Genomic DNA, 24,408 nt, shown 5'->3' on the forward strand with positions numbered 1-24,408 from the left:
CGCGCGAGGTGCGCGGCCCTAGCGACGAGAGACGACTATGTTTGGTAAAGGCGGTCTGGGCAACCTGATGAAGCAAGCCCAGCAAATGCAAGAAAAAATGCAGCAGATGCAGGAAGAAGTCGCCAAATTGGAAGTAACCGGCGAGTCTGGCGCGGGCCTGGTGAAGGTCACCATCAACGGCGCGCACAACTGCCGCCGCGTGGAGATCGATCCTAGCCTGATGGAAGACGACAAAGACATGCTGGAAGATCTGATCGCCGCCGCGTTTAACGACGCCGCGCGCCGTATCGAAGAGACCCAGAAAGAGAAAATGGCCTCCGTTTCCAGCGGCATGCAGTTGCCGCCTGGCTTCAAGATGCCGTTCTGATGCAAACCAGCCCGCTCCTTGAATCCCTGATGGAGGCGCTGCGTTGCCTGCCGGGCGTTGGCCCGAAATCGGCGCAGCGCATGGCGTTTCAGCTGCTGCAGCGCGATCGCAGCGGTGGTATGCGCCTGGCGCAGGCGTTGACGCGCGCGATGTCGGAGATCGGCCACTGCGCCGATTGCCGCACCTTCACCGAACAGGACGTCTGCACCATCTGCGCCAACCCGCGCCGTCAGCAAAACGGCCAGATTTGCGTGGTGGAAAGCCCGGCGGATATCCACGCCATCGAGCAGACCGGCCAGTTCGCCGGGCGCTACTTTGTGTTGATGGGGCATCTGTCGCCGCTGGACGGCATCGGGCCGGGCGATATCGGTCTGGATCGCCTGGAGCAACGGCTGGAAAAGGAAAGCATCACCGAAGTGATCCTCGCCACCAACCCGACGGTGGAAGGGGAAGCGACCGCCAACTACATCGCTGAGATGTGCGGCCAGTATGGCGTGCTCGCCAGCCGTATCGCCCACGGCGTGCCGGTGGGCGGCGAGCTGGAAATGGTCGATGGCACCACGCTGTCGCATTCGCTGGCCGGGCGTCACGCCATCAAGTTCTGATGTTTTCCCGGATGGGGCCGTTCGGCCCCGTCATTTTTTTGCCAAAAATCTCCCGCCGTCCGCTTGAAAAACAAGACCCTGACCCTCATCTGATCCTCATTGTTCGATTTTGGTAGCCATTGTCTTTTGAGGTAATCAATGAGTATGAAAGGTCAAGAAACCCGCGGGTTCCAGTCTGAAGTAAAACAGCTGCTTCATTTGATGATCCATTCGCTGTACTCCAACAAAGAAATTTTCCTGCGCGAGCTGATTTCCAACGCCTCTGACGCCGCCGACAAGCTGCGCTTCCGCGCCCTGTCCGCGCCAGAGCTGTACGCCGGCGACGGCGAGCTGCGCGTACGTTTGTCCTTCGATAAAGAGCAGCGCACCCTGACCATCGCCGACAACGGCATCGGCATGCGCCGCGAAGAAGTGATCGAAAACCTCGGCACCATCGCCAAGTCCGGCACCAAAGCGTTCCTGGAATCCATCGGTTCCGATCAGGCGAAAGACAGCCAGCTGATCGGCCAGTTCGGCGTCGGTTTCTACTCGGCGTTCATCGTGGCGGACAAAGTGACCGTGCGCACCCGCGCCGCCGGTGCCGCCGATGACGAAGGCGTGTTCTGGGAGTCTGCCGGCGAAGGCGACTACACCATCGCCGATATCACCAAAGAGACCCGCGGCACCGAAATCACCCTGCATCTGCGCGAAGGCGAAGATGAGTACCTCGACGCCTGGCGCCTGCGCTCGGTGATCGGCAAATATTCCGATCACATCGCCTTGCCGGTAGAGATCGAAAGCAAAAACGAAGAAGACGATACCGTCACCTGGGAGAAGATCAACAAGGCGCAGGCCCTGTGGACCCGCAGCAAGGCGGATGTGACCGACGAAGAGTACAAAGAGTTCTACAAGCACATTGCCCACGACTTCACCGATCCGCTGAGCTGGAGCCACAACCGGGTGGAAGGCAAGCAGGAGTACACCAGCCTGCTGTATATCCCGGCGCAGGCGCCGTGGGACATGTGGAACCGCGATCACAAGCACGGCCTGAAGCTGTATGTGCAGCGCGTGTTCATCATGGACGACGCCGAGCAATTCATGCCGAACTACCTGCGCTTCGTGCGCGGGTTGATCGATTCCAACGATCTGCCGCTGAACGTGTCGCGCGAGATCCTGCAAGACAGCCGCGTGACGCAAAACCTGCGCGGCGCGCTGACCAAGCGCGTGCTGCAGATGCTGGATAAGCTGGCCAAAGACGACGCCGAAGGCTACCAGAAATTCTGGCAGCAGTTCGGTCTGGTGCTGAAAGAGGGTCCGGCGGAAGACAACGGCAACCAGGAAGCGATCGCCAAATTGCTGCGCTTTGCCTCCACCCACGGCGACAGTTCGGCGCAGACCGTGTCGCTGGAAGAGTACGTCGGCCGCATGGCGGAAGGGCAGGAGAAGATTTATTACATCACCGCCGACAGCTACGCCGCCGCCAAGAGCAGCCCGCACCTGGAGCTGTTCCGCAAGAAAGGCATCGAAGTGTTGCTGCTGTCCGATCGCATCGACGAGTGGATGATGAGCTACCTGACCGAGTTCGACGGCAAGCCGTTCCAGTCGGTCAGCAAAGCGGATGAAGCGCTGGATAAACTGGCGGATGAAACCGAAGAGCAGAAGGCCGCCGAGAAGCAGCTGGAACCGTTCATCGAACGCGTGAAAACCCTGCTGGGCGAGCGCGTGAAGGATGTGCGCCTGACGCACCGCCTGACCGATACGCCGGCGATCGTGGTGACCGACGCCGACGAAATGAGCACCCAGATGGCCAAGCTGTTCGCCGCCGCCGGCCAGCAGGCGCCGGAAGTGAAGTACATTTTCGAGCTTAATCCTGAGCATGCGTTGGTCAAACGCGCATCTGACGTGGGCGATAACGAACATTTCGCCGAATGGATCGACCTGTTATTGGATCAGGCGCTGCTGGCTGAACGCGGCACGCTGGAGGATCCGAACCTGTTCATCCGTCGCATGAATAAGTTACTGTCCGCCTAAAGCTGAAGATATGCGCCCTTAACGGCACCGTTAGGGGCGCATTGCCGTTTTTTCCCCGCTTTTTCTCGCCTTTTGCTTGTCCGCTTTTTTGCACATTCCGCAATCGATTTCCTTCGCGCGCCTTGAGCCTGCCCCCCCTGAAATGGTATCGTTGAGCGTTTTCGCAATTTTATAAAAACTACATAGCAAGGGGATTTACGCAATGCGTATCATTCTGCTGGGCGCTCCGGGCGCTGGTAAAGGTACTCAGGCTCAATTCATCATGGAGAAATACGGCATTCCGCAAATCTCCACCGGTGATATGTTGCGCGCAGCCGTGAAGGCCGGCAGTGAACTGGGCAAGCAGGCGAAAGAGATCATGGACGCCGGCAAGCTGGTGACCGATGAGCTGGTGATCGCGCTGGTCAAAGAGCGCATCGCTCAGGAAGATTGCCGCAAGGGCTTCCTGTTGGACGGTTTCCCACGCACCATTCCGCAGGCTGACGCGATGAAAGAAGCCGGCATCAACGTGGACTTCGTGCTGGAGTTCGACGTGCCGGACGAGCTGATCGTTGACCGCATCGTTGGCCGCCGCGTGCACGCGCCGTCCGGCCGCGTATACCACGTGAAGTTCAATCCGCCGCAGGTGGAAGGTAAAGACGACGTGACCGGCGAAGAGCTGACCACGCGCAAGGACGATCAGGAAGAGACCGTGCGCAAGCGCCTGGTGGAATACCATCAGATGACCGCGCCGCTGATCTCTTACTACAGCAAAGAAGCGGCAGCGGGCAACACCCAATACCGCAAAATCGACGGCACCCGCAAGGTCGCCGAAGTGAGCGCAGAGCTGGCGACCATCCTCGGTTGATCGCAAGCGCATTGTGCATGACGCCGGGCCCGTGGCCCGGCGTTTTTTTTTGCCGTTTTCCCGCCAAATTGTGATCGCGGCAGCTTGTTGCGGCCGTGCCCGTTAATCGCTTACGCCAAATGGCGTATAACAGGGCTGCGTTTTCACCCTCAGCAGGGAGCGGGCATGTTCAGACAGACCAATCTTCTGGCGGAAGCCACCGCGCGCCAGATCGTCCAGCGTGCGATGGGTATCATCAGCCATTCCGTCAACGTGATGGACAGCAACGGTGTGATCATCGCCTCCGGCAACCCGCAGCGCCTGTTCCAGCGCCACGAAGGCGCGGTGCTGGCGCTGGCGGAGAACCGGGTGGTGGAAATCGACCGTGTCACCGCCGAACACCTGAAGGGCGTGCGGCCCGGCATCAACCTGCTGTTCAGCTTTCGCAACCAGCGGGTGGGGGTGATCGGCATCTCCGGTGAACCGGCCGAGGTGCGTGCCTACGCCGAGCTGGTGAAGATGGCGGCGGAGATGATGGTAGAGCAGGCGGCGCTGCTGGATCAGCACCAGTGGGAAAAACGCTATCGGGAAGAGCTGGCGAATCAGCTGCTGCAACCGCAGCCGAACACTGCGTCGCTGGCGGCGATGGCGGCGTATCTGGGATTGGAACTGCGCCAGGCGCGCATCGTGTGGATCGTCGAGCTGCAAGAGGCGCAGCCGCACCTGCTGCGCGAGTTGCTGGCGGAGCTGGAAGCCACCCAGCGCGACGCGTTGATCGCCATTACCGGCTTCAATGAAATGACCCTGCTGCGCCCGGCCTGTATGGCGCAGGGCGAATGGAGCCTGAAGCTGGAGCGCCAACAGGCCCAGCGTTTGCAAAACCAGCTCAAACACCGCTTTCGGGTGCGCTTGATCGTCGGCGGTTTTTATGACGATCCGCAAAGCGCCTACCGTTCCAGCCTGACGGCGCGCGCCACCCAGGCGATGGCGCAGCGCCTGAAACTGCGCCATGCCACGCTGTTCTACCACGACTATCCGCTGCCGTCGCTGCTGTGCGATCTGGGGGAGGACTGGCGCGCGCAGGAGCTGGGGCGCCCCTGGCGGACGCTGGGCGAACAGGACGAAAAAGGCGTGCTGCGCGGCACGCTGCGCCACTATTTTTCGCAGAATTGTGATCAGACGCAGACCGCCGCGCAGCTGCATATCCACGTCAATACCCTGCGCTATCGCCTGCAGCGCATCGAAGCGATAACCGGCATGAAAATCAATCAATTAACCGACGCTCTGCGGTTGTATATCGGCATGTTGATGCACGACTGAGTTGTGCCAACCCACAAATTCCATGCCGTTCCTTCGGCGATTTTTTGTTGTTTCCCCTCAGGCTAACGCCGGGCGCGCGGGATATGTTGGCCTGCACATCAACCACGGAGAAAACAACAATGACAACCGTATCCACTCTGGGAGCGCTGGTGGCGTTAGCCGTCGCCATCGTCCTGATTTTAAGCAAGGTGCCACCGGCTTACGGCATGATTGCCGGCGCGCTGGCGGGCGGACTGTGCGGCGGTGCCGATCTGGTGCAGACCGTAACGCTGATGATCGGCGGGGCGCAGGGCATCACCAACGCCGTGATGCGCATTCTGGCGGCGGGGGTGCTGGCCGGGGTGCTGATCGAATCCGGCGCGGCGCACACCATCGCCGAAACCATTGTCCGCAAGGTGGGTGAAACCCGCGCGCTGCTGGCGCTGGCGGTGGCTACACTGATCCTGACGGCGGTGGGGGTATTTATCGACGTGGCGGTGATCACCGTCGCGCCGATCGCGCTATCGATCGCCCAGAAGGCCGGCATTTCGCGCGCGGCGATCCTGCTGGCGATGATCGGCGGCGGCAAGGCCGGCAACGTGATGTCGCCCAACCCGAACACCATCGCGGCGGCGGACAACTTCCACGTGCCGCTCACCTCGGTGATGATGGCCGGCATCGTGCCGGGGCTGTGCGGCCTGGTGGTGGCCTATCTGCTGGCGCGTCGCCTGAGCGATAAAGGCAGCAAAGTGATGGCCGAAGAGCTGACTCAGCATGCCGAAGGGGCGCGGCCGGGCTTCGCTGCGGCGATCAGCGCGCCGCTGGTGGCGATCCTGCTGCTGTCGCTGCGGCCGATCGCCGGTATCGCCGTCGATCCGCTGATCGCGCTGCCGGCCGGCGGGTTGGCGGGCGCGCTGCTGATGGGGCGCATCCGCCAATGCAATCAGTTTATGGTTTCCGGCCTGTCGCGCATGGCACCGGTAGCGATCATGCTGCTCGGCACCGGCACGCTGGCGGGCATTATCGCCAACTCGGCGCTGAAGGATGTCTTGATTAACGGCTTAACGCACACCGGGCTGCCGGCCTGGCTGCTGGCGCCGCTGTCCGGCGCGCTGATGTCGATGGCGACCGCATCGACCACCGCCGGCACCGCCGTGGCTTCCGGGGTGTTCAGCTCTACGCTGCTCGAGCTGGGCGTGAGCGGGCTGGCCGGTGCGGCGATGATCCATGCGGGCGCCACGGTGCTGGATCACCTGCCGCACGGCAGCTTCTTCCACGCTACCGGCGGCAGCGTCAATATGGCGGTGCACGAGCGGCTGAAGCTGTTGCCGTATGAAACGCTGGTGGGATTCACCATCGCGGCAATCTCGGCGCTGATGTTTGGCGTATTTAACCTGGCGGGATAAGGAACAGTGATGAAAACGCTGAAAAAAGTGGTTATTGCCCCGGATTCTTTCAAAGAGAGCCTGAGCGCGCTCGGCGTTGCCGACGCCATCGAGCGGGGATTCCGCCAAATTTATCCGCAGGCGCACTACGTGAAGCTGCCGATGGCGGACGGCGGCGAAGGCACGGTGGAGTCGATGGTGGCGGCCACTGGCGGCGAAATCGTCCAGGTGACGGTCACCGGGCCGCTGGGGGAGCCGGTGCAGGGGTTCTATGGCCTGCTGGGCGACGGCGCAACAGCAGTGATTGAAATGGCCGCCGCTTCCGGGCTGCACCTGGCGCCGCCCGGCCGGCGCGATCCGCGCATCACCACCAGTTACGGCACCGGCGAACTGATGCTGGCGGCGCTGGAGCGCGGCGTGAAGGCGATCATTCTCGGCATCGGCGGCAGTGCCACCAACGACGGCGGCGCCGGGATGATGCAGGCGCTGGGCGTGAAGTTGCTGGATAAGGAGCGCCGATCGCTGCCGGTGGGCGGGGCGGCGCTGGCGCAGCTGGCGCATCTCGATCTCGCCGGGCTGGATGCGCGTTGGCAACGGGTGAGCGTAACCGCCGCCTGCGACGTCGATAATCCGCTGTGCGGCGAAAAGGGCGCCTCGGCGGTGTTCGGGCCGCAGAAGGGGGCGACGCCGGAGATGGTGGCGCAGCTCGATGCGGCGCTGCATCACTATGGCGAACTGCTGGAACGGGAAACCGGCCGCGCGGTGATCACCCAGCCGGGCGCGGGCGCGGCGGGCGGCATGGGGGCGGCGCTGCTCGGCATGCTTGATGCGCGTTTGCGGCCGGGCATCGAGATCGTCACCGAAACCCTGCGCCTGGATGAGGCGGTGCGCGATGCCGATCTGGTGATCACCGGCGAAGGGCGGCTGGACAGCCAGTCGATCCACGGCAAAACGCCGATCGGCGTGGCGCGGGTGGCCAAGCGCCACGGCGTGCCGGTGATCGCCATCGCCGGCAGCCTGACGCCGGATTATTCGGTGGTGCATCAACACGGTATCGACGCGGCGTTTTCGGTGCTCGACCGCATCGTGACGCTGGAAGACGCGCTGGCGGACGCCGATCGCAATCTGCAGGTGACGGCGCGCAACGTGGCGGCGGTATGGCAATTGGCGCAAAGGGAAGGCCCACAGGCATAGCCTGTTGCTGTTATCGGTTCCGACGCAGGACTTTTCCGTTACAATAGCCGGCATTAATGGCTGCTGACATCCCGACCCAGAACGGAATGCCGGCCGGAAAGGAAATGAGGGGAACTGAGATGAAGCAAGAGAAACACGGCGTATTGCTGGTGAACCTGGGCACGCCAGATGCGCCGACCTCGTCGGCGGTCAAACGCTATCTGAAGGAATTCCTCAGTGACGATCGCGTGGTCGACACGGCGCCGCTGATCTGGTGGCCGATCCTCAACGGCGCGATCTTGCCGATCCGCTCGCCGCGCGTGGCGAAGCTGTATCAGTCGGTTTGGATGGAAGAGGGCTCGCCGCTGCTGGTGTTCAGCCGCCGCCAACAGCGGGCGCTGGCGGCGCGCATGCCGAATACGCCGGTGGAGCTGGGCATGAGCTACGGCTCGCCGAGCCTGGCGGAAGCCATCGACAAGCTGCTGTCTCAGGGCGTGACCAACCTGGTGGTGCTGCCGCTCTATCCACAATATTCCTGTTCCACCAGCGCGGCGGTATGGGATGGCGTAGCGCGGGTGCTGAAAGGCTATCGCCGTTTGCCTTCTGTGGCCTTCATCCGCGATTACGCCGAACACCCGGCCTACATCGCCGCGCTGCAGCAAAGCGTGGAGCGCTCGTTCGCCGAGCACGGCCAGCCGGACCGGCTGGTGCTGTCGTTCCACGGCATTCCCAAACGCTATGCGCGCCTGGGCGACGACTACCCGCAACGCTGCGAGGATACGCTGCGTGCGCTGAGCGCCACGCTGCCGCTGGCGCCGGAACGAGTGATGATGACATACCAATCGCGCTTCGGCCGCGAGCCGTGGCTGACGCCGTACACCGATGAGACCCTGAAGGGGCTGCCGGCGCAGGGCGTGAAGCACATTCAGCTGATTTGCCCCGGCTTCTCGGCGGACTGCCTGGAAACGCTGGAAGAGATCAAAGAACAGAACCGCGAGATCTTCCTCAAGGCCGGCGGCGAGAAGTTTGAGTATATCTCGGCGTTGAACGACGAGCCGGCGCATATCGATATGATGCAGCAGCTGGTGGCGCAGCGCCTCTAATCATCCATAATCTGTATATTAGAATCATCGTGATCGGGCGGGAATGTGTTAACATTCTCCGCTTGTTAAACCGCCACCACCGCCAATCACATGAAATTTCCTGGTAAACGCAAGTCCAAACACTATTTCCCGGTGAGCGCCCGCGATCCGCTTCTGCAGCAGGCTCAGCCCGAAAGTGAAATCAGCACCTCGTATATCGTCGGCATCGACCAGACGCTGGTGGATATCGAGGCGAAGGTGGACGACGCTTTTGTCCAGCGCTACGGCCTGAGCCTGGGCCACTCTCTGGTGATCGAAGACGACGTCGCCGAGGCGCTGTATCAGGAACTGAATGAAAACAACCTGGTTACCCATCAGTTCGCCGGCGGCACCATCGGCAATACCATGCACAACTATTCGGTGCTGGCGGACGATCGCTCGGTGCTGCTCGGCGTGATGTGCAGCAACGTGAAAATCGGCAGCTATGCCTACCGTTATCTGTGCAATACCTCCAGCCGTACCGATCTCAACTATCTGCAGGGCGTAGACGGCGCCATCGGCCGCTGCTTCACGCTGATCGGTGAAAGCGGCGAGCGCACCTTCGCCATCAACCCAGGCCAAATGAACCAGCTGCGCCCGGAAAGCATTCCTGAAGAGGTGATCGCCGGCGCGTCGGCGCTGGTGCTGAGCTCTTATCTGGTGCGCTGCAAGGAGGGAGAGCCGATGAAGGCCGCCACCCTGCAGGCGATCGAATACGCCAAAAAGCACGACGTGCCGGTGGTGTTGACGCTGGGCACCAAGTACGTGATCGCCGACAACCCGCAGTGGTGGCGCGACTTCCTGAAGGAAAACGTGACGATTCTGGCGATGAACGAAGACGAAGCGCTGGAGCTGACCGGGCTGAGCGATCCGCTGACCGCCTCGGACATGGCGCTGGAGTGGGTGGATCTGGTGCTGTGCACCGCCGGGCCGAACGGCCTGTACATGGCGGGTTACACCGAAGAAGCCAACAAGCGCCAGACCCAGCACCCGCTGCTGCCGGGGCATATCGCCGAGTTCAACCGCTACGAGTTCAGCCGCGCAATGCGCCGCGAACACTGTGAAAATCCGCTGCGCGTTTATTCGCATATCGCGCCGTATATGGGCGGGCCGGAGAGGATCATGAACACCAACGGCGCCGGCGACGGCGCGCTGTCGGCGTTGCTGCACGATATCGCCGCCAACGGCTATCACCGCCATAACGTGCCGAATTCCAGCAAGCACGTGCGCAGCTACCTGACTTACTCCTCCCTGGCGCAGGTGTGTAAATACGCCAACCGCGTCAGCTATCAGGTGTTGAATCAGCATTCGCCGCGCCTCACCCGTGGCCTGCCGGAGCGGGAAGACAGCCTGGAAGAGTCTTACTGGGAGCGTTAACCCGCTGAAAAAGAAAAGGTCCGGCAATGCCGGACCTTTTTTTGTGCGCCGTGGCGCTTCAGATCGGGCAGCCGCCCATTTTTTCTTCTTCGCTCAGGGTGTCCAGCTGCAGGATGTTCAGCATGCTGTTGGCGATCTCCCGTTCGCCCATCACCACCTGGTTAGCGCCGCGATCGGTGATGTAGGCCACTTCGTCGTCGTAGTGGGCGCGGGCGATGATTTCGATGTTCGGCCGCTTGGCGCGCGCCGAGGCGACGATCTCGCCGGCCTCATAGCCGTTGGGGATGGTCAGCAGCAGCCAGCGCGCGCAGTCCAGCCGCGCCAGGTCCATCACTTCCGGATTGGCGGCGTTGCCCAGCACCGTCTTGATGCCCTGTTCGCGCAGCGCTTCCACCCGCGGACGGGAGTTCTCGATCACCACCAGCGGAATGCCCGCCTCGGCCAGTTTGCCGCCCAGCAGGCTGCCGACGCGGCCGTAGCCGACCACCAGCGCATGATTGCACATGTCCACCGGGATCTGCTTCTCTTCTTCCACCGCCTCTTCGAGGATTTGCTCTTCGATGGTTTCGGTCTTGGCCAGATAGCGTTCCAGCAGGGTGAACAGCAGCGGGTTGAGCATGATGGACAGAATGGCGCCGGCCAGCACCAGATTGCGCCCGTGTTCCGACATCATGCCCAGCGCGATGCCGAGGCCCGCCAGAATAAAGGCGAACTCGCCGATCTGCGCCAGGCTGGCGGAGATGGTCAGCGCGGTGCGCTTGGAGTGACCGAACATTTTCACCAACAGGAACGCGGCGGCGGATTTGCCGAACACGATGATTGCCAGCGTCGCCAGTACCGCCAGCGGTTCGTTAATCACGATCATCGGATCGAACAGCATGCCGACCGAGACGAAGAACAGCACCGCAAACGCGTCGCGCAGCGGAAGGGTGTCGTGCGCCGCGCGGTGGCTCAGCTCGGACTCGTTCAGCACCATGCCGGCGAAGAAGGCGCCCAGCGCGAAGGAGACGTCGAACAGCTTCACCGCGCCGTAGGCGATGCCGAGCGCCAGCGCCAATACCGCCAGGGTGAACAGCTCGCGCGAGCCGGTGCTGGCGGTTTTCGACAGGATCCACGGCACCAGGCGGCGGCCGACCACGATCATCAACGCGATGAAGGCGATGACCTTACCGATGGTCAGCGCCAGCTCCATCAGCAGCTGGCTGCTGCTGGCGTTGTCGTTGCCCAGCATATTGCCGAAGGCCGGCAGCAATACCAGCGTCAGCACCATCGCCAAATCTTCGACGATCAGCCAGCCGATGGCGATTTGCCCGCGCTGGCTGTCGATCAGCTGCCGTTCCTCCAGGGCGCGCAGCAGCACCACGGTGCTGGCGGTGGAGAGGCAGAGGCCGAACACCAGGCCGGAGATCAGATCCCAGCCGAGCAGCTTGGACAGCCCCATGCCGAGCAGGGTCGCGACGGCTATCTGCGCCACGGCGCCGGGAATGGCGATAGATTTTACTGCGAGGAGGTCTTTCAAAGAGAAGTGCAGGCCAACACCGAACATCAACAGGATAACGCCGATTTCCGCCAGTTCCGGCGCCAGTGAGGTATCGGCGACGAAACCGGGGGTGAACGGGCCGGCGAGCACCCCTGCGGCCAGATACCCCACCAGAGGGGAGATGCGCAGGCGGTTCGCCAGCATGCCGAGGAGGAAGGCGAGTACTAACCCTCCGACGATGGTGGTAATGAGCGGTGTTGAATTATGCATCCATACTCCTTCTGGCTATGCATCGCGGCACGGGAGAAACGCAACAAAGTTACGAAAAGATACATTTAGTTTATTGCATTTGTTCGCGGCTTGCTTGGCTAATTTGGCCTTTTTTGTAAAAAAGCAGAGGATTTCACTTAAGGCGCGGCAATGAGGCAATTTTGTGTCAGATAAGCCAAATAACATTGGTTTATCCGTGGGATAACCCGGATGAATAAATAATTTCATCCGGGTGTTCGGCGGGGTTATTGCGCTTTATGTTCCATATTGGGCAGTAGCACCGTGATAATGCCGATCAGCGGCAGGAAAGCACAGATTTGGTAGACCAGCTCGATACTGGTCAAATCGGCGACATAACCAAGAACTGCCGCGCCTAACCCGCCCATACCGAAAGCAAAACCGAAGAATAAGCCGGAAACCATGCCGACTTTACCGGGGATCAGCTCCTGTGCGTAGACCAGGATGGCGGAGAACGCCGAGGCGAGAATAACCCCGATGATCACCGTTAAAATGCCGGTCCAATAGAGCGATGCATAGGGTAAAACAAGGGTAAACGGCGCTGCACCGAGAATGGAGCCCCAAATAACATATTTACGCCCTATCTTGTCGCCGAGAGGCCCGCCGATAATGGTGCCTGCCGCTACCGCGAACAGAAAGGCGAACAGGTGAATCTGCGCGTTCTGCACCGAAACGCCAAACTTATGTATCAGATAAAAGGTGTAATAGCTGCTGATGCTGGCCAGATAGAAGTATTTGGAGAAAATCAGCACCAGCAGGATGCCCATCGAGTAGGCCACGGTACGTTTTGGCAGCGGTTTCAGCAGCGACGGGCTTTTTGGCTGCCCTTTGGTTGCCCGATGCTGATGTTGATACCACTTGCTGACCTGCAGCAACACCACGATCGCCAGCAGCGCCGCCAGCGAGAACCAGGCGACGTTGCCCTTGCCGTAAGGCGCGATGATCAGCGCCGCCAGCAGTGGGCCGAGCGAGCTGCCGAAGTTGCCGCCGACCTGGAACAGCGACTGCGCCAGGCCGTGCCGCCCGCCGGAGGCCATGCGCGCCACGCGCGAGGATTCCGGGTGGAACACCGATGAGCCAGTGCCCACCAGCGCCGCCGCCAGCAGCACCAGCGGGAAGGTGCTCGCCACCGACAGCAGCAGCAGGCCGGACAGGGTAAAGCCCATGCCGATCGGCAACGAGTAAGGCTGCGGGTGTTTATCGGTGTAATACCCGATCAGCGGTTGCAGCAGCGAGGCCGTCAGCTGATAGGTCAGGGTAATCATGCCGATCTGCACGAAGCTGAGATGGAAATCGGCTTGCAGGATCGGGTAAATCGCCAGGATCAGCGACTGGATCATATCGTTGAGCAGGTGAGACACGCTGATGGCGCCGAGGATGGAGAAGGCGGTGCCTTTCACCGCACTGCCCTTGGCGGGCGGCATCGCGCTTTGGCTACTGTCGGTCATATTATTATTAGCCTGATAAGTTGTTGAGCACAGAGATGACATCTTAGGCAGGGCGCCCAATTTTTACCATATCTGAAATAATCAGACTCACATCGCAAAAATTTGAAATCAGCTGTCATTAATTCGCGCTACAATTCCGTCCTCATCATAAAAGCTATTGAATACACGGAGATCCGCCATGCGTTTTTCGCTGAAAACCACCGCATGCGCGTTGGCCGTTTCCCTGACGTTGCTGTCGGGGAGCGCCAGTGCCTGGGAAAAGGATAAAACCTACGCCATTACCATTCTGCACACCAACGATCATCACGGTCACTTCTGGCAGAACGATCATGGCGAATACGGTCTGGGCGCGCAGAAAACGCTGGTGGACGGCATTCGTCAGGACGTGGCGGCGCAGGGCGGCAGCCTGCTGCTGTTGTCCGGCGGTGATATCAACACCGGCGTGCCGGAATCGGACTTGCAGGACGCCGAGCCGGACTTCCGCGGCATGAACCTGGTGGGCTATGACGCGATGGCGATCGGCAACCACGAATTCGACAACCCGCTGAGCGTGTTGCGTCAGCAGGAAAAATGGGCAACCTTCCCGCTGCTGTCCGCCAACATCTATCAGAAAAGCACCGGCCAGCGCCTGTTCAAGCCTTACGCCTTGTTCGACAAGCAGGGCATCAAGATTGCCGTTATCGGTCTGACGACCGACGACACCGCCAAGATTGGCAATCCGGAATACTTCACCGACATGGAGTTCCGCGTGCCGGCGCAGGAAGCGAAGCAGGTGGTGGAGCAACTGCGTAAGGACGAGAAGCCGGACGTGATTATCGCCGCCACCCACATGGGGCACTACGACAACGGCGAACACGGCTCGAACGCGCCGGGCGACGTGGAGATGGCGCGCAGCCTGCCGACCGGATATCTCGACATGATCGTCGGCGGCCATTCGCAGGATCCGGTGTGTATGGCCGGCGACAACCGCAAACAGGTGGATTATGTGCCGGGCACGCCGTGCTCGCCGGATCGCCAGAACGGCACCTGGATCGTGCAGGCGCACGAGTGGGGCAAATACGTGGGCCGCGCCGACTTCGAATTCCGCAACGGCGAGCTGAAGCTGGTGCATTATCAGCTGATCCCGGTAAACCTGAAGAAGAAGGTGGAGAAGGCGGACGGCACCAGCGAGCGGGTGTACTACACCCAGCAAATTGCGGAAGATTCGACCATGATGAAGCTGCTGACGCCGTTCCAGGAGAAGGGCAAAGCGCAGTTGAGCGTGAAGATCGGCAGCGTTAACGGCAAGCTGGAGGGCGATCGAAGCAAGGTGCGCTTCGTGCAGACCAACCTGGCGCGGGTGATGCTGGCCGCGCAGAGGGAGCGCGCCGATGCCGACTTCGCCGTGATGAGCGGCGGCGGGGTGCGCGATTCGATTGAAAGCGGTGATATCACTTACAAGAACGTGCTCAAGGTACAGCCGTTCGGCAACACCCTGGTGCATGTCGATATGACAGGCAGCGAGATTGAGCAATACCTGGCGGTGGTGGCCAACATGAAGCCGGATTCAGGCGCCTACGCCCAGTTCGCCAACGTCAGCCTGGTGGCGGACGGCAAGGGCGTCAGCGAGGTGAAGATCAACGGCCAGCCGCTGCAGGCGGATAAAACCTACCGTATGGCGACGCTGAACTTCAACGCGCTGGGTGGCGACGGCTATCCGAAGCTGGACGGGCTGCCGAGCTACGTCAACACCGGCTTTATCGATGCCGAGGTGCTCAAGCAGTACATCGAGAAACACTCGCCGCTGGATGCGGCGGCTTACGAACCGAAGGGCGAGATCGTTTATCGCTAATCGCCACCGCAGCGGCCAGCCCCTCGTGGGCGGGCCGCCTGTTTCCCCGCCGAAAACCCTGCCTCAAATGCACGCAAAAGTCGCCGCCGCCGCCTTCCAATGATAGCCTGAGCAACAATTTGGTTTTGATAACGCAAGCAGGGAGATGACATGTTGAAAACCGCAGGCTGGCTGCTGCCCACCATCCTGGCGCTGGCGGGGTGTTCGTCATCCGGCCAACGCCATGAGCAAACGCTCAGCCAGGCGCTGGCGGCCCTCGGCCAGGACAAGGCGCTGGTTGGCGCGTCGAGCGGCGTGATGGTGCGCGATGCCGACAGCGGCACCGTGCTGTATCAGTCGCACGCGGAGCAGCGCCTGGCGCCGGCTTCCAACATGAAGATGTTCACTTCTCTGGCGGCATTCGGCGTGCTGGGGGCGGATTACCGGTTTGAAACCCGGTTGCTGACCACCGGCGAGCAGCGCGGCGACACCTTGCGGGGGGATCTCTATCTGCAGGGCAGCGGCGATCCGACGTTGCATCCGGACGATCTCGACACTTTCGCCGCCACGCTGGCGCAGCGCGGCATTCGCCATATTCATGGGCGGCTGATCCTGGACGCCAACGCGTTCGATCAAACGCCCTTCGGCGCCGGTTGGAGCTGGGACGACGAACCCTTCGCCTTTGCCGCGCCGATCTCGGCGCTGAACTACGCCTTTACCCCTGGCGGCGATATCAACGTGGTGCGGGTGGAGGTGCAGGCGGGTGCCCGCGCCGGTGCGCCGGGCCGGGTGAGCTTCTATCCCGCCAATGACGCGGTGACGCTGGTCAACCGCACCAGCACCGGCGGCGACACCGCACTGACGTTCGATCGCCTGCCGGGCAGCAATCGAATCGTGGTCAGCGGCACCATCGCCACGCAGGAGGAGACCCGCTCGCGATTGATCACCGTCGATCAACCGGCCCGCGTGGTTGGCGCCTTATTGCAAAATGCCCTGCGCACGCATGGCATCACGCTGCGCGGTAACGCTGAAGAGGGCGTGACCCCTGCCGATGCCCGGCTGCTGGCCGAAAAAACCTCGCCGCCGCTCTCCCGCCTGGCCGTCACCTTCCTGAAGGTGTCCAACAACGGTTACGGCGAGGTACTGACCAAAGCGATGGGCCGCAAGACGCAGGGCAAGGGGGATTGGGCCGCCGGCCTGCAGGCGATTAGCCGGTTTGTGCAAAGCCAGGGCATCGAGGCCGGCGCGTACCGTCAGGTGGACGGTTCCGGGCTGTCGCGCATGAACCAAATCACGCCGCAGCAGCTAACGACGCTGCTGTTGGCGGCCAGAAAACAGCCGTGGTTCGCCGACTGGTATCGCGCCTTGCCCGTCGCGGGCCAGCCGGGGTTGCTGGTGGGCGGCACGCTGCAGAGCCGTATGGTAAAAAGCGCGGCGGCGGGCCGCGCCCACGCCAAGAGCGGTTCCATGACCGGGGTATCGTCGCTCAGCGGCTATGTCGACTCGGCGGCCGGGCGGCCGTTGGCGTTCGCCATCATCAGCAACAACTATCTGGTACCCGGCGCGGAGGTGAAGGCGCTGGAGGACCGCCTGGTCGAGACGCTGGCGGCCTGTGACGCCACCGTGGTGTGCCGCTGAGCGCGCGGCGTCAGTCGCGTTTGGCGATGTCGGCGAAGCTGCCGGCCAGCAGGCGGCACAGATCGGCGGCGGCCAGCTCGATGTCCAGCCCGCGTTTGCCGCCGGAAACGTAGATGGTGGCGAACGCTTGCGCCGGGCTGTCGATCACCGTCGGCAGCCGTTTTTTCTGCCCCAGCGGGCTGATGCCGCCCACCAGATACCCGGTGACGCGCTGCGCCAACTGCGGATCGGCCATCTCGGCCTTTTTGGCGCCAAGCGCGCGGGCGACCTTTTTCAGATCCAACTGGGTGGCGACCGGCGTGACCGCCACCGCCAGGTGTTTGGCGTCGCCGTTCAGCGCCACCAGCAGCGTTTTGTAAACCCGATCGGCATCCAGCCCCAGCTTTCTCACCGCCTCGTCGCCGAAGTTGGTTTCATCGCTGTCGTGGTGATACGGATGAAGGGTAAAGGCGACCTTTTGTTTCTCAAGCAGAACGACTGCGGGCGTCATGATGTGTTGTCCAGAATGTCCCTGTAGGGGAAGGGTGATAACCAGTCTTAAAAATACAAAAATCCAACCTGTACGGCAACCTGAGCGGCTGTTACATAAAGCGGGTTGCCAAGATATTCACGGGGTTGCTACCCTGTTTGTTGTAACCGTTAACACGGTTGCTATGCGTATAACTAGAATACAAGAAATTCCTCTTTGACTGGCCAATAGCGATATTGGCCTCTTTTTTAGCCCTGCGGCTGCAGCATCGCCGGCAGGTTATCCTCGCCGTACAGGTGCAATGCGCCAACCGCCACCACATAGTCCCCGGCCGGCAGCGCCTCCAGCTGACGCCGCCAGTCGCGATTGCGCTGATGCATCAGCACGTCATACAGCCCGGCGCTGAAGGTGGCGGGCAGGGTGTCCAGCGTGCCGCGCGGTTTGGCGTCCAGCCACCAGCTCACCATGGTTTGCAGCAGCCGCGCGTTGGTGTGCCAGTGTTCCAGCGTATCGCGCAGCAGCGCAATGCCGCCTTCCGGCAGCTGTTCCAGCATCGCCAACTGCTGCTGCGCCCCTTCCAGTTCGATCACCGGTTTGTCCTGCGCCCTGGCGGCCTGCAGCAGCTGATAGTCCACGCCGTACTCTGCCCGCAGCCCCAGACGCTGAGCCTGGCGCGCCTGCATCATCAGCGCCACCTGCCAGCCGGGCAGGGTGGCGAAGGCGTGCGGATCGGTGCCCAACTCGTGGCACAGCGTCAGCAGCCGTTGAAATTCTTCGGCGGACAGACGCTGTTCCAGCGCCGGCTGCTGTTCTGCGTGGTCGAAAGGGGAGGCGGCGCCGGTGATATCGGCTTCGACGATCAGCGCGTCGGCCTGTTGCAGCCGGGCGGTCAGCCGGGGCGGCAACGGCGACATATCGACGGTGCCCATATGGATGCTGCCCACCAGATGCAGCCGACGATCGCCCGACAGAGTGATGTCCAGCGCCGGATAAGCATAACGTTTGGGGGAGATCAGGCCGAGAAAGGCGGCGAGGCGGCGTAACAGTTGACCCATACGGCGTGGCTCCTGAATAACGGGTGCGCGTTTCAGCATGAAAGGCGAGAGAAAATCATCATTCATGCTAAACGCTATCCGCCGCGCAGGAAAGCCCGGAAAACGGCGGGGCGCCATGACGGCGCCCCGGCGATCACTTCCTGGGTTTAAAACGCAGCAGCCGGTTGGCATTGCTGACGACGGTAATCGACGACAGCGCCATCGCCGCGCCCGCCACCACCGGGCTGAGCAGCGTGCCGGTCAGCGGGTAAAGCACGCCGGCGGCGATCGGGATGCCCAGCGTATTGTAGATAAAGGCGCCGAACAGGTTCTGCTTCATGTTGCGCAGCGTGGCCTTCGACAGTTCCACCGCATCCGCCACGCCGTGCAGGCTGTGGCGCATCAGGGTGATGGCGGCGGTCTCGATGGCGATGTCGCTGCCGCCGCCCATCGCGATGCCCACGTCGGCCTGCGCCAGCGCCGGGGCGTCGTTGATGCCGTCGCCGACCATCGCCACGCGCTGGCCCTGCGCCTGCAGCTGCTTGATCGCCGCCGCTTTGCCGTCCGGCAGCACTCCGGCAATCACCCGATCGATACCGGCCTCTTTGGCGATGGCGTTGGCGGTCACCGGGTTGTCGCCGGTCAGCATTACCAACTGATATCCCTGCTGGTGCAGGCGCTGCAGCGCCGCGACGCTGTCCTCGCGCAGCGGATCGCGAATGGCGAACAGCGCGGCCGGTTTACCGTCAACGGCCAGCAGCACCGGCGTCACGCCGCGTTCGGCCTGGGCGCGCATCGGCGCCTCCAGTTCGGCGGTCGCAACCTGATGCTGCTCCAGCAGCGCGGCGTTGCCCAGCAGCAGCTGCACGCCGTCGATCTCCCCGCTGACGCCAGCGCCGCGCAGGGTGCGGAACTGCGCGACCTGCGGCAGGGTTTGCCCGCTGGCGCGTTCCATGATGGCGCGCGCCAGCGGGTGGTTGGAACCTTGCTCCAGCGCGGCGGCCCAGCCGATCGCCTGCTGCTCGCTGACCTGATTGAAAGTGAGGATGTCCACCACCTGCGGTTTCCCTTCGGTCAGGGTGCCGGTTTTGTCGAACACCAGGGTGTCCAGCTGGCTGGCCTGCTGCAGGGCGTCGGCGTCGCGTACCAGCACGCCGAACTCCGCCGCGCGGCCGACGCCGGAGATGATCGACATCGGCGTCGCCAGGCCCAAGGCGCACGGGCAGGCGATGATCAGCACCGTGGTGGCGATCACCAGCGTGTAGACCAGCTGCGGCTGCGGGCCGAAGAAGTACCACATCGCCGCGCTGAACAGGGCGATCGCTACCACCGCCGGCACGAACACCGCCGAGACGCGGTCGGCCAGTTGGCCGATCGCCGGTTTACTGCTCTGCGCCTGACGCACCAGTTTGATGATGCGCGCCAGCGTGGTTTGGCTGCCGATGGCGGCGGCGCGGAACAGCACGCTGCCGTCGTCGACTACTGTCCCGGCATGCACCGTATCGCCGGGGCCTTTCTGCTGCGGCACCGCTTCGCCGGTCAGCATCGCTTCATCGAGCCAGACTTCGCCCTGCACGATGTCACCGTCGACCGGCACGCGATCGCCGGTGGTCAGCCGCAGCGTCATGCCGAGCTGCACCTCCGCCAGTGGGATATCGCGCTCGCCGTCGTCGGTCACCAGGCGCGCGGTAGGCGGCGTCAGATCCAGCAACCGCTCCAGCGCCTGCGAAGAACGCTGACGAGCGCGCTGCTCCAGCGCATGGCCGAGGTTGATCAAACCGATGATCATCGCGCTGGCCTCGTAATAGAGGTGACGCGCTGCCATCGGGAAGAAATCGGGCCAAATGTTGACGGCGATCGAATAGAGCCAGGCGGCGCCGGTGCCGAGCGCCACCAGGGTATCCATGGTGGCGCTGCCGTTCATCAGCGCGCGCCAGGCGTTGCGGTAGAAGTGCCCACCGGCGAACACCATCACCGCCAGAGTGATAACGCCGACCAGCAGCCAGGGCCGCTGGGTTTCCGGCGTCAGCGTCATGCTGCCGCCGAACAGCCCCCAGGCCATCAGCGGGATACCCAACGCCAGACCCAGCGCCGCCTGCCAGCTAAAGCGCTTCATGTTGGCGCGTGCGGTCTGCTGCTGGCGCTCGCGGCGTTCGGTCTCGTCCTGAATCATTTCGGCACCGTAGCCGGCTTTTTTCACCGCCGCCACCAGCGCCTGCGCATCGGCGCCGCCGGTCACCAGCGCGCTGCGTTCCGCCAGGTTGACGCGTGCGTGCTCTACGCCGGGAACGCTTTGCAGCGCCTGCTGCACTTTATTTACGCAGCTGGCGCAGGTCATGCCGCTGAGCAGCAGCTGTACGCTGTCGTCCGCGCCGTCGGTTGCCGGAAGGGGAGATTGCGCCGCTGGCTGAACGTCCGGCAACGAAGGTGTTGCGTCAGTCAACGGCTCAGTTTTTGGGGCGACGGCGCTCGCCACGCTGGCGTGATAACCGGCATCTTCCACCGCGGCGATCAGCGCCTGTGGATCGGCATCGCCGTACACTTTCGCGCTGTCGATCTCGACCTCGGCGGCGAACACGCCCGGCACCGCTTCCAGCGCTTTGCGGGTGGTGCCGACGCAGTGCATGCAGCTCAGGCCGCTCAGTTGCAGTTCGGTATCGGCGTGCGGCGCGACCTCGGCTTGATAACCGGCGGCAATCACGCTGTCGATCAGCGCGCTGTCCGGCGCGTCGCCGGTCACTTTGGCGTAATGTACGTTAACGTCCGCCTGTTCGACATCGCTGCGGCTTTCCAGGGCTTTTTTCACCCGCTGCGCGCAGTTCATGCAGGACAGCCCCTGCAACGCCAGCATAGTGGTGTGTGACATGATTGGACTCCTTGCGTAGAAGGCGGTGTTTAAAGGTTGACCGCCTGACCTGTTTTCACTAAGAATGGAGCTTAAACCTTCCAGCAAGGGTAAGGTCAAGGAGGGAAAATGAATATTAGCGACGTCGCGAAAAAAACCGGGTTAACCAGCAAGACGATTCGTTTTTACGAAGAGAAAGCGCTGATTACCGCCCCGATCCGCAGCGATAACGGTTATCGCCACTATTCCGCCAGGCACGTCGAAGAGCTGACGCTGCTGCGCCAGGCGCGGCAGGTGGGCTTCAACCTCGACGAGTGCCGCGAGCTGGTGGCGTTGTTCAACGATCCGGCCCGCCACAGCGCCGACGTGAAGGCGCGCACGTTGCAGAAGGTGGCGGAGATTGAAAGGCACATCAGCGAACTGGGCGAAATGCGCCAACGCCTGCTGGCGCTGGCCGACCAATGCCCGGGCGACGAGGGGGCGGAGTGCCCCATCATCAATAACCTGGCGGGGTGCTGTCGTTCGAATTAACGGCTGATGGCGCGGATCACCAGCGTGACGCCTTCCACCGCCACCACTTCCACTTCGGTGCCGGCGGGCAGATCTTCTGCCGCTTGCGCGCGCCAACTGCTGTCGCCGATATTGATGCGCCCCATGCCGTTGTGCATCGGCTCCGTCAGCGTAGCGCGGGTGCCGATCAGCTGGCGGTTGCGCTGGTTGAGCACCGGCGAACCGCCGGATGCGGCCGCCGGGCGCCGGCGCAGCCAGTACCACCACAGGTAGGCGACGACGACGGTCAGGACGGCGAAGATCATGCCCTGCCACGCCCAGGAAAGCGGCGGCAGCAGCCAGATCAGAGCACCGACCAACAGCGCCGCCACGCCGCTCCACAGCAGGTAGCCGCCGGCGCCGAGCATTTCCGCCGCCAGCAACACGCCCCCGAGGGAGAGCCAAAACCACAGCGGATTCGCCGCGATCAGTTCGAGCATGATTATTTGCCTTTGCTTTCTTTCAGCAGTTCGGTAATGCCGCCGATCGAGCCGAGCAGGCTGCTGGCATCCAGCGGCATCATCACCACTTTGCTGTTGTTGGAGGAACCGATCTTCTGCAGCGCGTCGGTGTATTTCTGCGCCACGAAGTAGTTCACCGCCTGAATGTTACCGCTGGCGATGGCGTCGGACACCAGCTGGGTGGCGCGCGCCTCGGCCTCGGCGGCGCGTTCACGCGCTTCCGCCTGCAGGAACGCCGACTGGCGTTCGCCCTCGGCCTTCAGGATCTGCGATTGTTTCTCCCCTTCGGCGCGCAGAATGGCCGCCTGACGCACCCCTTCCGCCTCGAGGATGTCGGCACGTTTAGTACGTTCGGCCTTCATCTGGGCGTTCATCGAGGCGATCAGTTCCGCCGGTGGTCGCACGTCGCGGATCTCGATACGGGTGATTTTCACTCCCCACGGATTGGTCGCTTCATCGACGATGTGCAGCAGGCGGCTGTTGATGCTGTCGCGTTGCGACAGCATTTCGTCCAGCTCCATCGAGCCGAGCACGGTACGAAAGTTGGTCATGGTGAGGTTGACGATCGCCTGTTCGAGGTTGCTGACCTCGTAGGCGGCGCGTGCCGGATCGACCACCTGGATAAAGCACACCGCGTCGATGGCGACGTTGGCGTTATCGCGGGAAATCACCTCCTGCGAGGGAATGTCCAGCACCTGCTCCATCATGTTGATTTTACGGCCGATGCGGTCCATGAACGGCACCACCAGGTTCAGGCCCGGCATCAGCGTTTTGGTGTAGCGGCCGAAGCGTTCTACCGTCCATTGGAACCCCTGCGGCACAATTTTGACGCCGGCGAACACCACAATCAGCGCGACGACGATCACGATGGGAATAAAAGTAAGCATGCAAACCTCCTGTCAGACATATGTAAACAGATATTACGTCAGCGCCGGAAAAATGCCTACCGTTACCGCGACTTAATCCAGGGCGCCGACCAAACCCGCGATCAGCGGATCCCGCGTCTGGAACAGGCTGATAAGGGTGCGCACCGCCTCACCGCCGCGAGCGTCGGACCAGGCCAGCGACAGGGGAGAGGGCTGGCGCGGATATTTGAGCTGCCTGGCCACCAACTCGCCGCTATCAAGGTAAGTTTGGCACAGCTGGCGCGGAAGGAAACCGATCCCGAGGCCGCGCAGATGGCACTCCAGCTTGGTGCGCAGATCCGGCACCTTGATCTCCTGCTGGCCCGACAGTAGCCAGGCGGTGCGTTTGGCCAGATGGCGCGCGGTATCTTCGACGTTGATCGCGGCGTAAGGGCGCAGCTGCGTTTCGTTCAGCGGATCGGCAGCGGCGGCCAGCGGGTGCGTCGGCGAGATGGCGAACACCCAATCGATCTTGCCCAGCGGCAGTACCTTGATGCTGTTTTCCAGCGATTCGTTGCCCGCCGCGCCGATCGCCAGATGGCAATCCTCATTCAGCAGCGCGTCCCACACGCCCATGTACACCTGGCGAGAAATGTGGAATTGGGTGAACGGGTATTTGTCGTGCAGGTGGGCCAACAGCCCGGCCACGGCGGCGGCGTCGTACAGCAGGTTGTTGATCACGATATTCACCTGATGCTCTACGCCGTCGTTGATTTGCCGCAGTTCGCCCGGCATGGCGTCCAACCAGGTGTGCCACTGGCGGCAGCGCTCCAGTAAATATTCTCCGGCCGGCGTCAGGTTGACGGTGCGGGTGGTGCGGATAAACAGCTGCGTGCCGATGCTCTCTTCCAGCGTTTTGATGCGGTAGCTGATGGTGGCGGTGGTTTTATGCAGCAATTCTGCCGCGCGCGAGAAGCTTTGGCACTCGGCAACTTTGATAAACGAACGAATGGTTTCGTGATCCAGCATGTGGGGTCCTTGGCTGACACCGCCTTTTCGGTTATCGGTGAGAAGAATCTACTGATGTTGCGGCGCGATAGGCAGCGGCAAAGCCCAACCCCACGATCCCGGTCACAGAATCATCCGATAGCGATGAATATGCGCCGCCCCATTTTGCCCGATGATGAATCAGGTGATTTTTTAATTCATTGATTTAACGCAACTAATATTGTTATTCGATCGTAAAGTGTGCGGGTGATCTTATTGTGGAAAAATTTTCCAAAAAAATGCTGTCAAATTCACCACGCGCTGTCTAGAGTGAAGTCGTTGGGTGAAATATTGCCGTTCAATCGTCGTCTGGGTCATGCGTTTTGGAGAA

The 24,408-nt window shown here is 62.0% G+C and carries 20 protein-coding genes; 12 read left to right on the top strand and 8 right to left on the bottom strand.

The annotated features are described in order from the left end of the window. Positions 1-37 precede the first annotated feature (37 nt). The 9 genes from QDT79_RS09505 to QDT79_RS09545 all read left to right on the top strand — a co-directional run bounded on the left by QDT79_RS09505 (position 38) and on the right by QDT79_RS09545 (position 10,163). On the top strand, positions 38-367 hold the full coding sequence (locus QDT79_RS09505) for a YbaB/EbfC family nucleoid-associated protein (RefSeq protein WP_025301790.1): 330 nt from the start codon (positions 38-40) through the stop codon (positions 365-367). Further along, a complete protein-coding gene (recR, locus tag QDT79_RS09510) occupies positions 367-972 on the top strand; it encodes a recombination mediator RecR (RefSeq protein WP_004940263.1) in 606 nt (201 codons plus the stop codon). Before QDT79_RS09505 ends, recR begins: the two co-directional genes overlap by 1 nt. A 144-nt stretch (positions 973-1,116) precedes the next feature. Continuing rightward, positions 1,117-2,982: a molecular chaperone HtpG gene (htpG, locus tag QDT79_RS09515; RefSeq protein ID WP_165384402.1), complete on the top strand. Its 1,866-nt coding sequence runs from the start codon at positions 1,117-1,119 to the stop codon at positions 2,980-2,982. 202 nt (positions 2,983-3,184) lie between these two features. After that, entirely contained in the window at positions 3,185-3,829 is a 645-nt protein-coding gene (gene adk / locus QDT79_RS09520) for an adenylate kinase (protein WP_004940261.1), read from the top strand. Between the two features lie 165 nt (positions 3,830-3,994). Next, positions 3,995-5,128: a sugar diacid recognition domain-containing protein gene (locus QDT79_RS09525; protein WP_308316431.1), complete on the top strand. Its 1,134-nt coding sequence runs from the start codon at positions 3,995-3,997 to the stop codon at positions 5,126-5,128. Positions 5,129-5,247: 119 nt separating this feature from the next. After that, positions 5,248-6,513 (top strand): GntP family permease, encoded by a 1,266-nt coding sequence (locus QDT79_RS09530; protein WP_308316432.1) that lies wholly within the window; start codon positions 5,248-5,250, stop codon positions 6,511-6,513. A 9-nt stretch (positions 6,514-6,522) separates the two neighbouring features. Continuing rightward, complete coding sequence (locus QDT79_RS09535) at positions 6,523-7,686, top strand: glycerate kinase (RefSeq protein ID WP_063990994.1); 1,164 nt, start codon at positions 6,523-6,525, stop codon at positions 7,684-7,686. Between the two features lie 119 nt (positions 7,687-7,805). Beyond that, positions 7,806-8,768, top strand: coding sequence for a ferrochelatase (gene hemH / locus QDT79_RS09540; RefSeq protein WP_063990995.1), 963 nt, complete (start codon positions 7,806-7,808; stop codon positions 8,766-8,768). A gap of 90 nt (positions 8,769-8,858) precedes the next feature. After that, positions 8,859-10,163: an inosine/guanosine kinase gene (locus tag QDT79_RS09545; protein WP_025301797.1), complete on the top strand. Its 1,305-nt coding sequence runs from the start codon at positions 8,859-8,861 to the stop codon at positions 10,161-10,163. A gap of 58 nt (positions 10,164-10,221) precedes the next feature. Here the strand turns inward: QDT79_RS09545 and ybaL are convergent, their stop codons facing one another. Next, on the bottom strand, positions 10,222-11,913 hold the full coding sequence (gene ybaL / locus QDT79_RS09550; RefSeq protein ID WP_004940247.1) for a YbaL family putative K(+) efflux transporter: 1,692 nt from the start codon (positions 11,911-11,913) through the stop codon (positions 10,222-10,224). A gap of 245 nt (positions 11,914-12,158) precedes the next feature. Next, positions 12,159-13,379: an MFS transporter gene (locus tag QDT79_RS09555; RefSeq protein ID WP_130017548.1), complete on the bottom strand. Its 1,221-nt coding sequence runs from the start codon at positions 13,377-13,379 to the stop codon at positions 12,159-12,161. 178 nt (positions 13,380-13,557) lie between these two features. Here QDT79_RS09555 and ushA point away from each other — a divergent pair, with 178 nt between their 5' ends. Beyond that, positions 13,558-15,210 (top strand): bifunctional UDP-sugar hydrolase/5'-nucleotidase UshA, encoded by a 1,653-nt coding sequence (gene ushA, locus QDT79_RS09560; protein ID WP_063990997.1) that lies wholly within the window; start codon positions 13,558-13,560, stop codon positions 15,208-15,210. 150 nt (positions 15,211-15,360) lie between these two features. Further along, entirely contained in the window at positions 15,361-16,827 is a 1,467-nt protein-coding gene (gene dacB, locus QDT79_RS09565; RefSeq protein WP_308316433.1) for a D-alanyl-D-alanine carboxypeptidase/D-alanyl-D-alanine endopeptidase, read from the top strand. 10 nt (positions 16,828-16,837) lie between these two features. Here dacB and ybaK read toward each other — a convergent pair whose 3' ends face one another. The 3 genes from ybaK to copA form a co-directional block, all read right to left on the bottom strand. Then, the gene (gene ybaK, locus QDT79_RS09570; protein WP_004940240.1) at positions 16,838-17,317 is read right to left on the bottom strand and encodes a Cys-tRNA(Pro)/Cys-tRNA(Cys) deacylase YbaK; all 480 of its coding nucleotides are present in this window, start codon (positions 17,315-17,317) and stop codon (positions 16,838-16,840) included. Positions 17,318-17,544: 227 nt separating this feature from the next. Continuing rightward, the gene (locus tag QDT79_RS09575) at positions 17,545-18,351 is read right to left on the bottom strand and encodes a TraB/GumN family protein (protein WP_130017551.1); all 807 of its coding nucleotides are present in this window, start codon (positions 18,349-18,351) and stop codon (positions 17,545-17,547) included. A 133-nt stretch (positions 18,352-18,484) separates the two neighbouring features. Beyond that, on the bottom strand, positions 18,485-21,196 hold the full coding sequence (gene copA, locus QDT79_RS09580) for a copper-exporting P-type ATPase CopA (RefSeq protein WP_308316434.1): 2,712 nt from the start codon (positions 21,194-21,196) through the stop codon (positions 18,485-18,487). 108 nt (positions 21,197-21,304) lie between these two features. On the opposite strand from copA, the gene cueR reads away from it, so the two are divergent. Continuing rightward, on the top strand, positions 21,305-21,706 hold the full coding sequence (gene cueR / locus QDT79_RS09585; RefSeq protein WP_047728634.1) for a Cu(I)-responsive transcriptional regulator: 402 nt from the start codon (positions 21,305-21,307) through the stop codon (positions 21,704-21,706). Here the strand turns inward: cueR and QDT79_RS09590 are convergent. The 3 genes from QDT79_RS09590 to allS all read right to left on the bottom strand — a co-directional run bounded on the left by QDT79_RS09590 (position 21,703) and on the right by allS (position 24,059). Continuing rightward, entirely contained in the window at positions 21,703-22,164 is a 462-nt protein-coding gene (locus QDT79_RS09590) for an NfeD family protein (RefSeq protein WP_025301808.1), read from the bottom strand. The genes cueR and QDT79_RS09590 overlap by 4 nt on opposite strands. 2 nt (positions 22,165-22,166) lie before the next feature. Then, entirely contained in the window at positions 22,167-23,072 is a 906-nt protein-coding gene (locus QDT79_RS09595; protein ID WP_004940203.1) for an SPFH domain-containing protein, read from the bottom strand. A gap of 72 nt (positions 23,073-23,144) precedes the next feature. Beyond that, the gene (allS, locus tag QDT79_RS09600; RefSeq protein WP_308316435.1) at positions 23,145-24,059 is read right to left on the bottom strand and encodes an HTH-type transcriptional activator AllS; all 915 of its coding nucleotides are present in this window, start codon (positions 24,057-24,059) and stop codon (positions 23,145-23,147) included. Between the last annotated feature and the right edge of the window lie 349 nt (positions 24,060-24,408).

It is taken from the genome of Serratia marcescens, from assembly GCF_029846115.1.
GTDB classification, from domain to species: Bacteria; Pseudomonadota; Gammaproteobacteria; order Enterobacterales; family Enterobacteriaceae; genus Serratia; species Serratia marcescens_L.

Excerpts from the sequence above, each read along its gene's own strand:
- copA (WP_308316434.1), bottom strand. The coding sequence starts at position 21,196 with ATGTCACACACCACTATGCTGGCGTTGCAGGGGCTGTCCTGCATGAAC.
- adk (WP_004940261.1), top strand. The coding sequence starts at position 3,185 with ATGCGTATCATTCTGCTGGGCGCTCCGGGCGCTGGTAAAGGTACTCAG.
- QDT79_RS09525 (WP_308316431.1), top strand. The coding sequence starts at position 3,995 with ATGTTCAGACAGACCAATCTTCTGGCGGAAGCCACCGCGCGCCAGATC.
- QDT79_RS09575 (WP_130017551.1), bottom strand. The coding sequence starts at position 18,351 with ATGGGTCAACTGTTACGCCGCCTCGCCGCCTTTCTCGGCCTGATCTCC.
- QDT79_RS09590 (WP_025301808.1), bottom strand. The coding sequence starts at position 22,164 with ATGCTCGAACTGATCGCGGCGAATCCGCTGTGGTTTTGGCTCTCCCTC.
- QDT79_RS09535 (WP_063990994.1), top strand. The coding sequence starts at position 6,523 with ATGAAAACGCTGAAAAAAGTGGTTATTGCCCCGGATTCTTTCAAAGAG.
- htpG (WP_165384402.1), top strand. The coding sequence starts at position 1,117 with ATGAAAGGTCAAGAAACCCGCGGGTTCCAGTCTGAAGTAAAACAGCTG.
- QDT79_RS09595 (WP_004940203.1), bottom strand. The coding sequence starts at position 23,072 with ATGCTTACTTTTATTCCCATCGTGATCGTCGTCGCGCTGATTGTGGTG.
- ybaL (WP_004940247.1), bottom strand. The coding sequence starts at position 11,913 with ATGCATAATTCAACACCGCTCATTACCACCATCGTCGGAGGGTTAGTA.
- hemH (WP_063990995.1), top strand. The coding sequence starts at position 7,806 with ATGAAGCAAGAGAAACACGGCGTATTGCTGGTGAACCTGGGCACGCCA.
- cueR (WP_047728634.1), top strand. The coding sequence starts at position 21,305 with ATGAATATTAGCGACGTCGCGAAAAAAACCGGGTTAACCAGCAAGACG.
- QDT79_RS09505 (WP_025301790.1), top strand. The coding sequence starts at position 38 with ATGTTTGGTAAAGGCGGTCTGGGCAACCTGATGAAGCAAGCCCAGCAA.
- QDT79_RS09555 (WP_130017548.1), bottom strand. The coding sequence starts at position 13,379 with ATGACCGACAGTAGCCAAAGCGCGATGCCGCCCGCCAAGGGCAGTGCG.
- ushA (WP_063990997.1), top strand. The coding sequence starts at position 13,558 with ATGCGTTTTTCGCTGAAAACCACCGCATGCGCGTTGGCCGTTTCCCTG.
- ybaK (WP_004940240.1), bottom strand. The coding sequence starts at position 17,317 with ATGACGCCCGCAGTCGTTCTGCTTGAGAAACAAAAGGTCGCCTTTACC.
- recR (WP_004940263.1), top strand. The coding sequence starts at position 367 with ATGCAAACCAGCCCGCTCCTTGAATCCCTGATGGAGGCGCTGCGTTGC.
- QDT79_RS09530 (WP_308316432.1), top strand. The coding sequence starts at position 5,248 with ATGACAACCGTATCCACTCTGGGAGCGCTGGTGGCGTTAGCCGTCGCC.
- dacB (WP_308316433.1), top strand. The coding sequence starts at position 15,361 with ATGTTGAAAACCGCAGGCTGGCTGCTGCCCACCATCCTGGCGCTGGCG.
- allS (WP_308316435.1), bottom strand. The coding sequence starts at position 24,059 with ATGCTGGATCACGAAACCATTCGTTCGTTTATCAAAGTTGCCGAGTGC.
- QDT79_RS09545 (WP_025301797.1), top strand. The coding sequence starts at position 8,859 with ATGAAATTTCCTGGTAAACGCAAGTCCAAACACTATTTCCCGGTGAGC.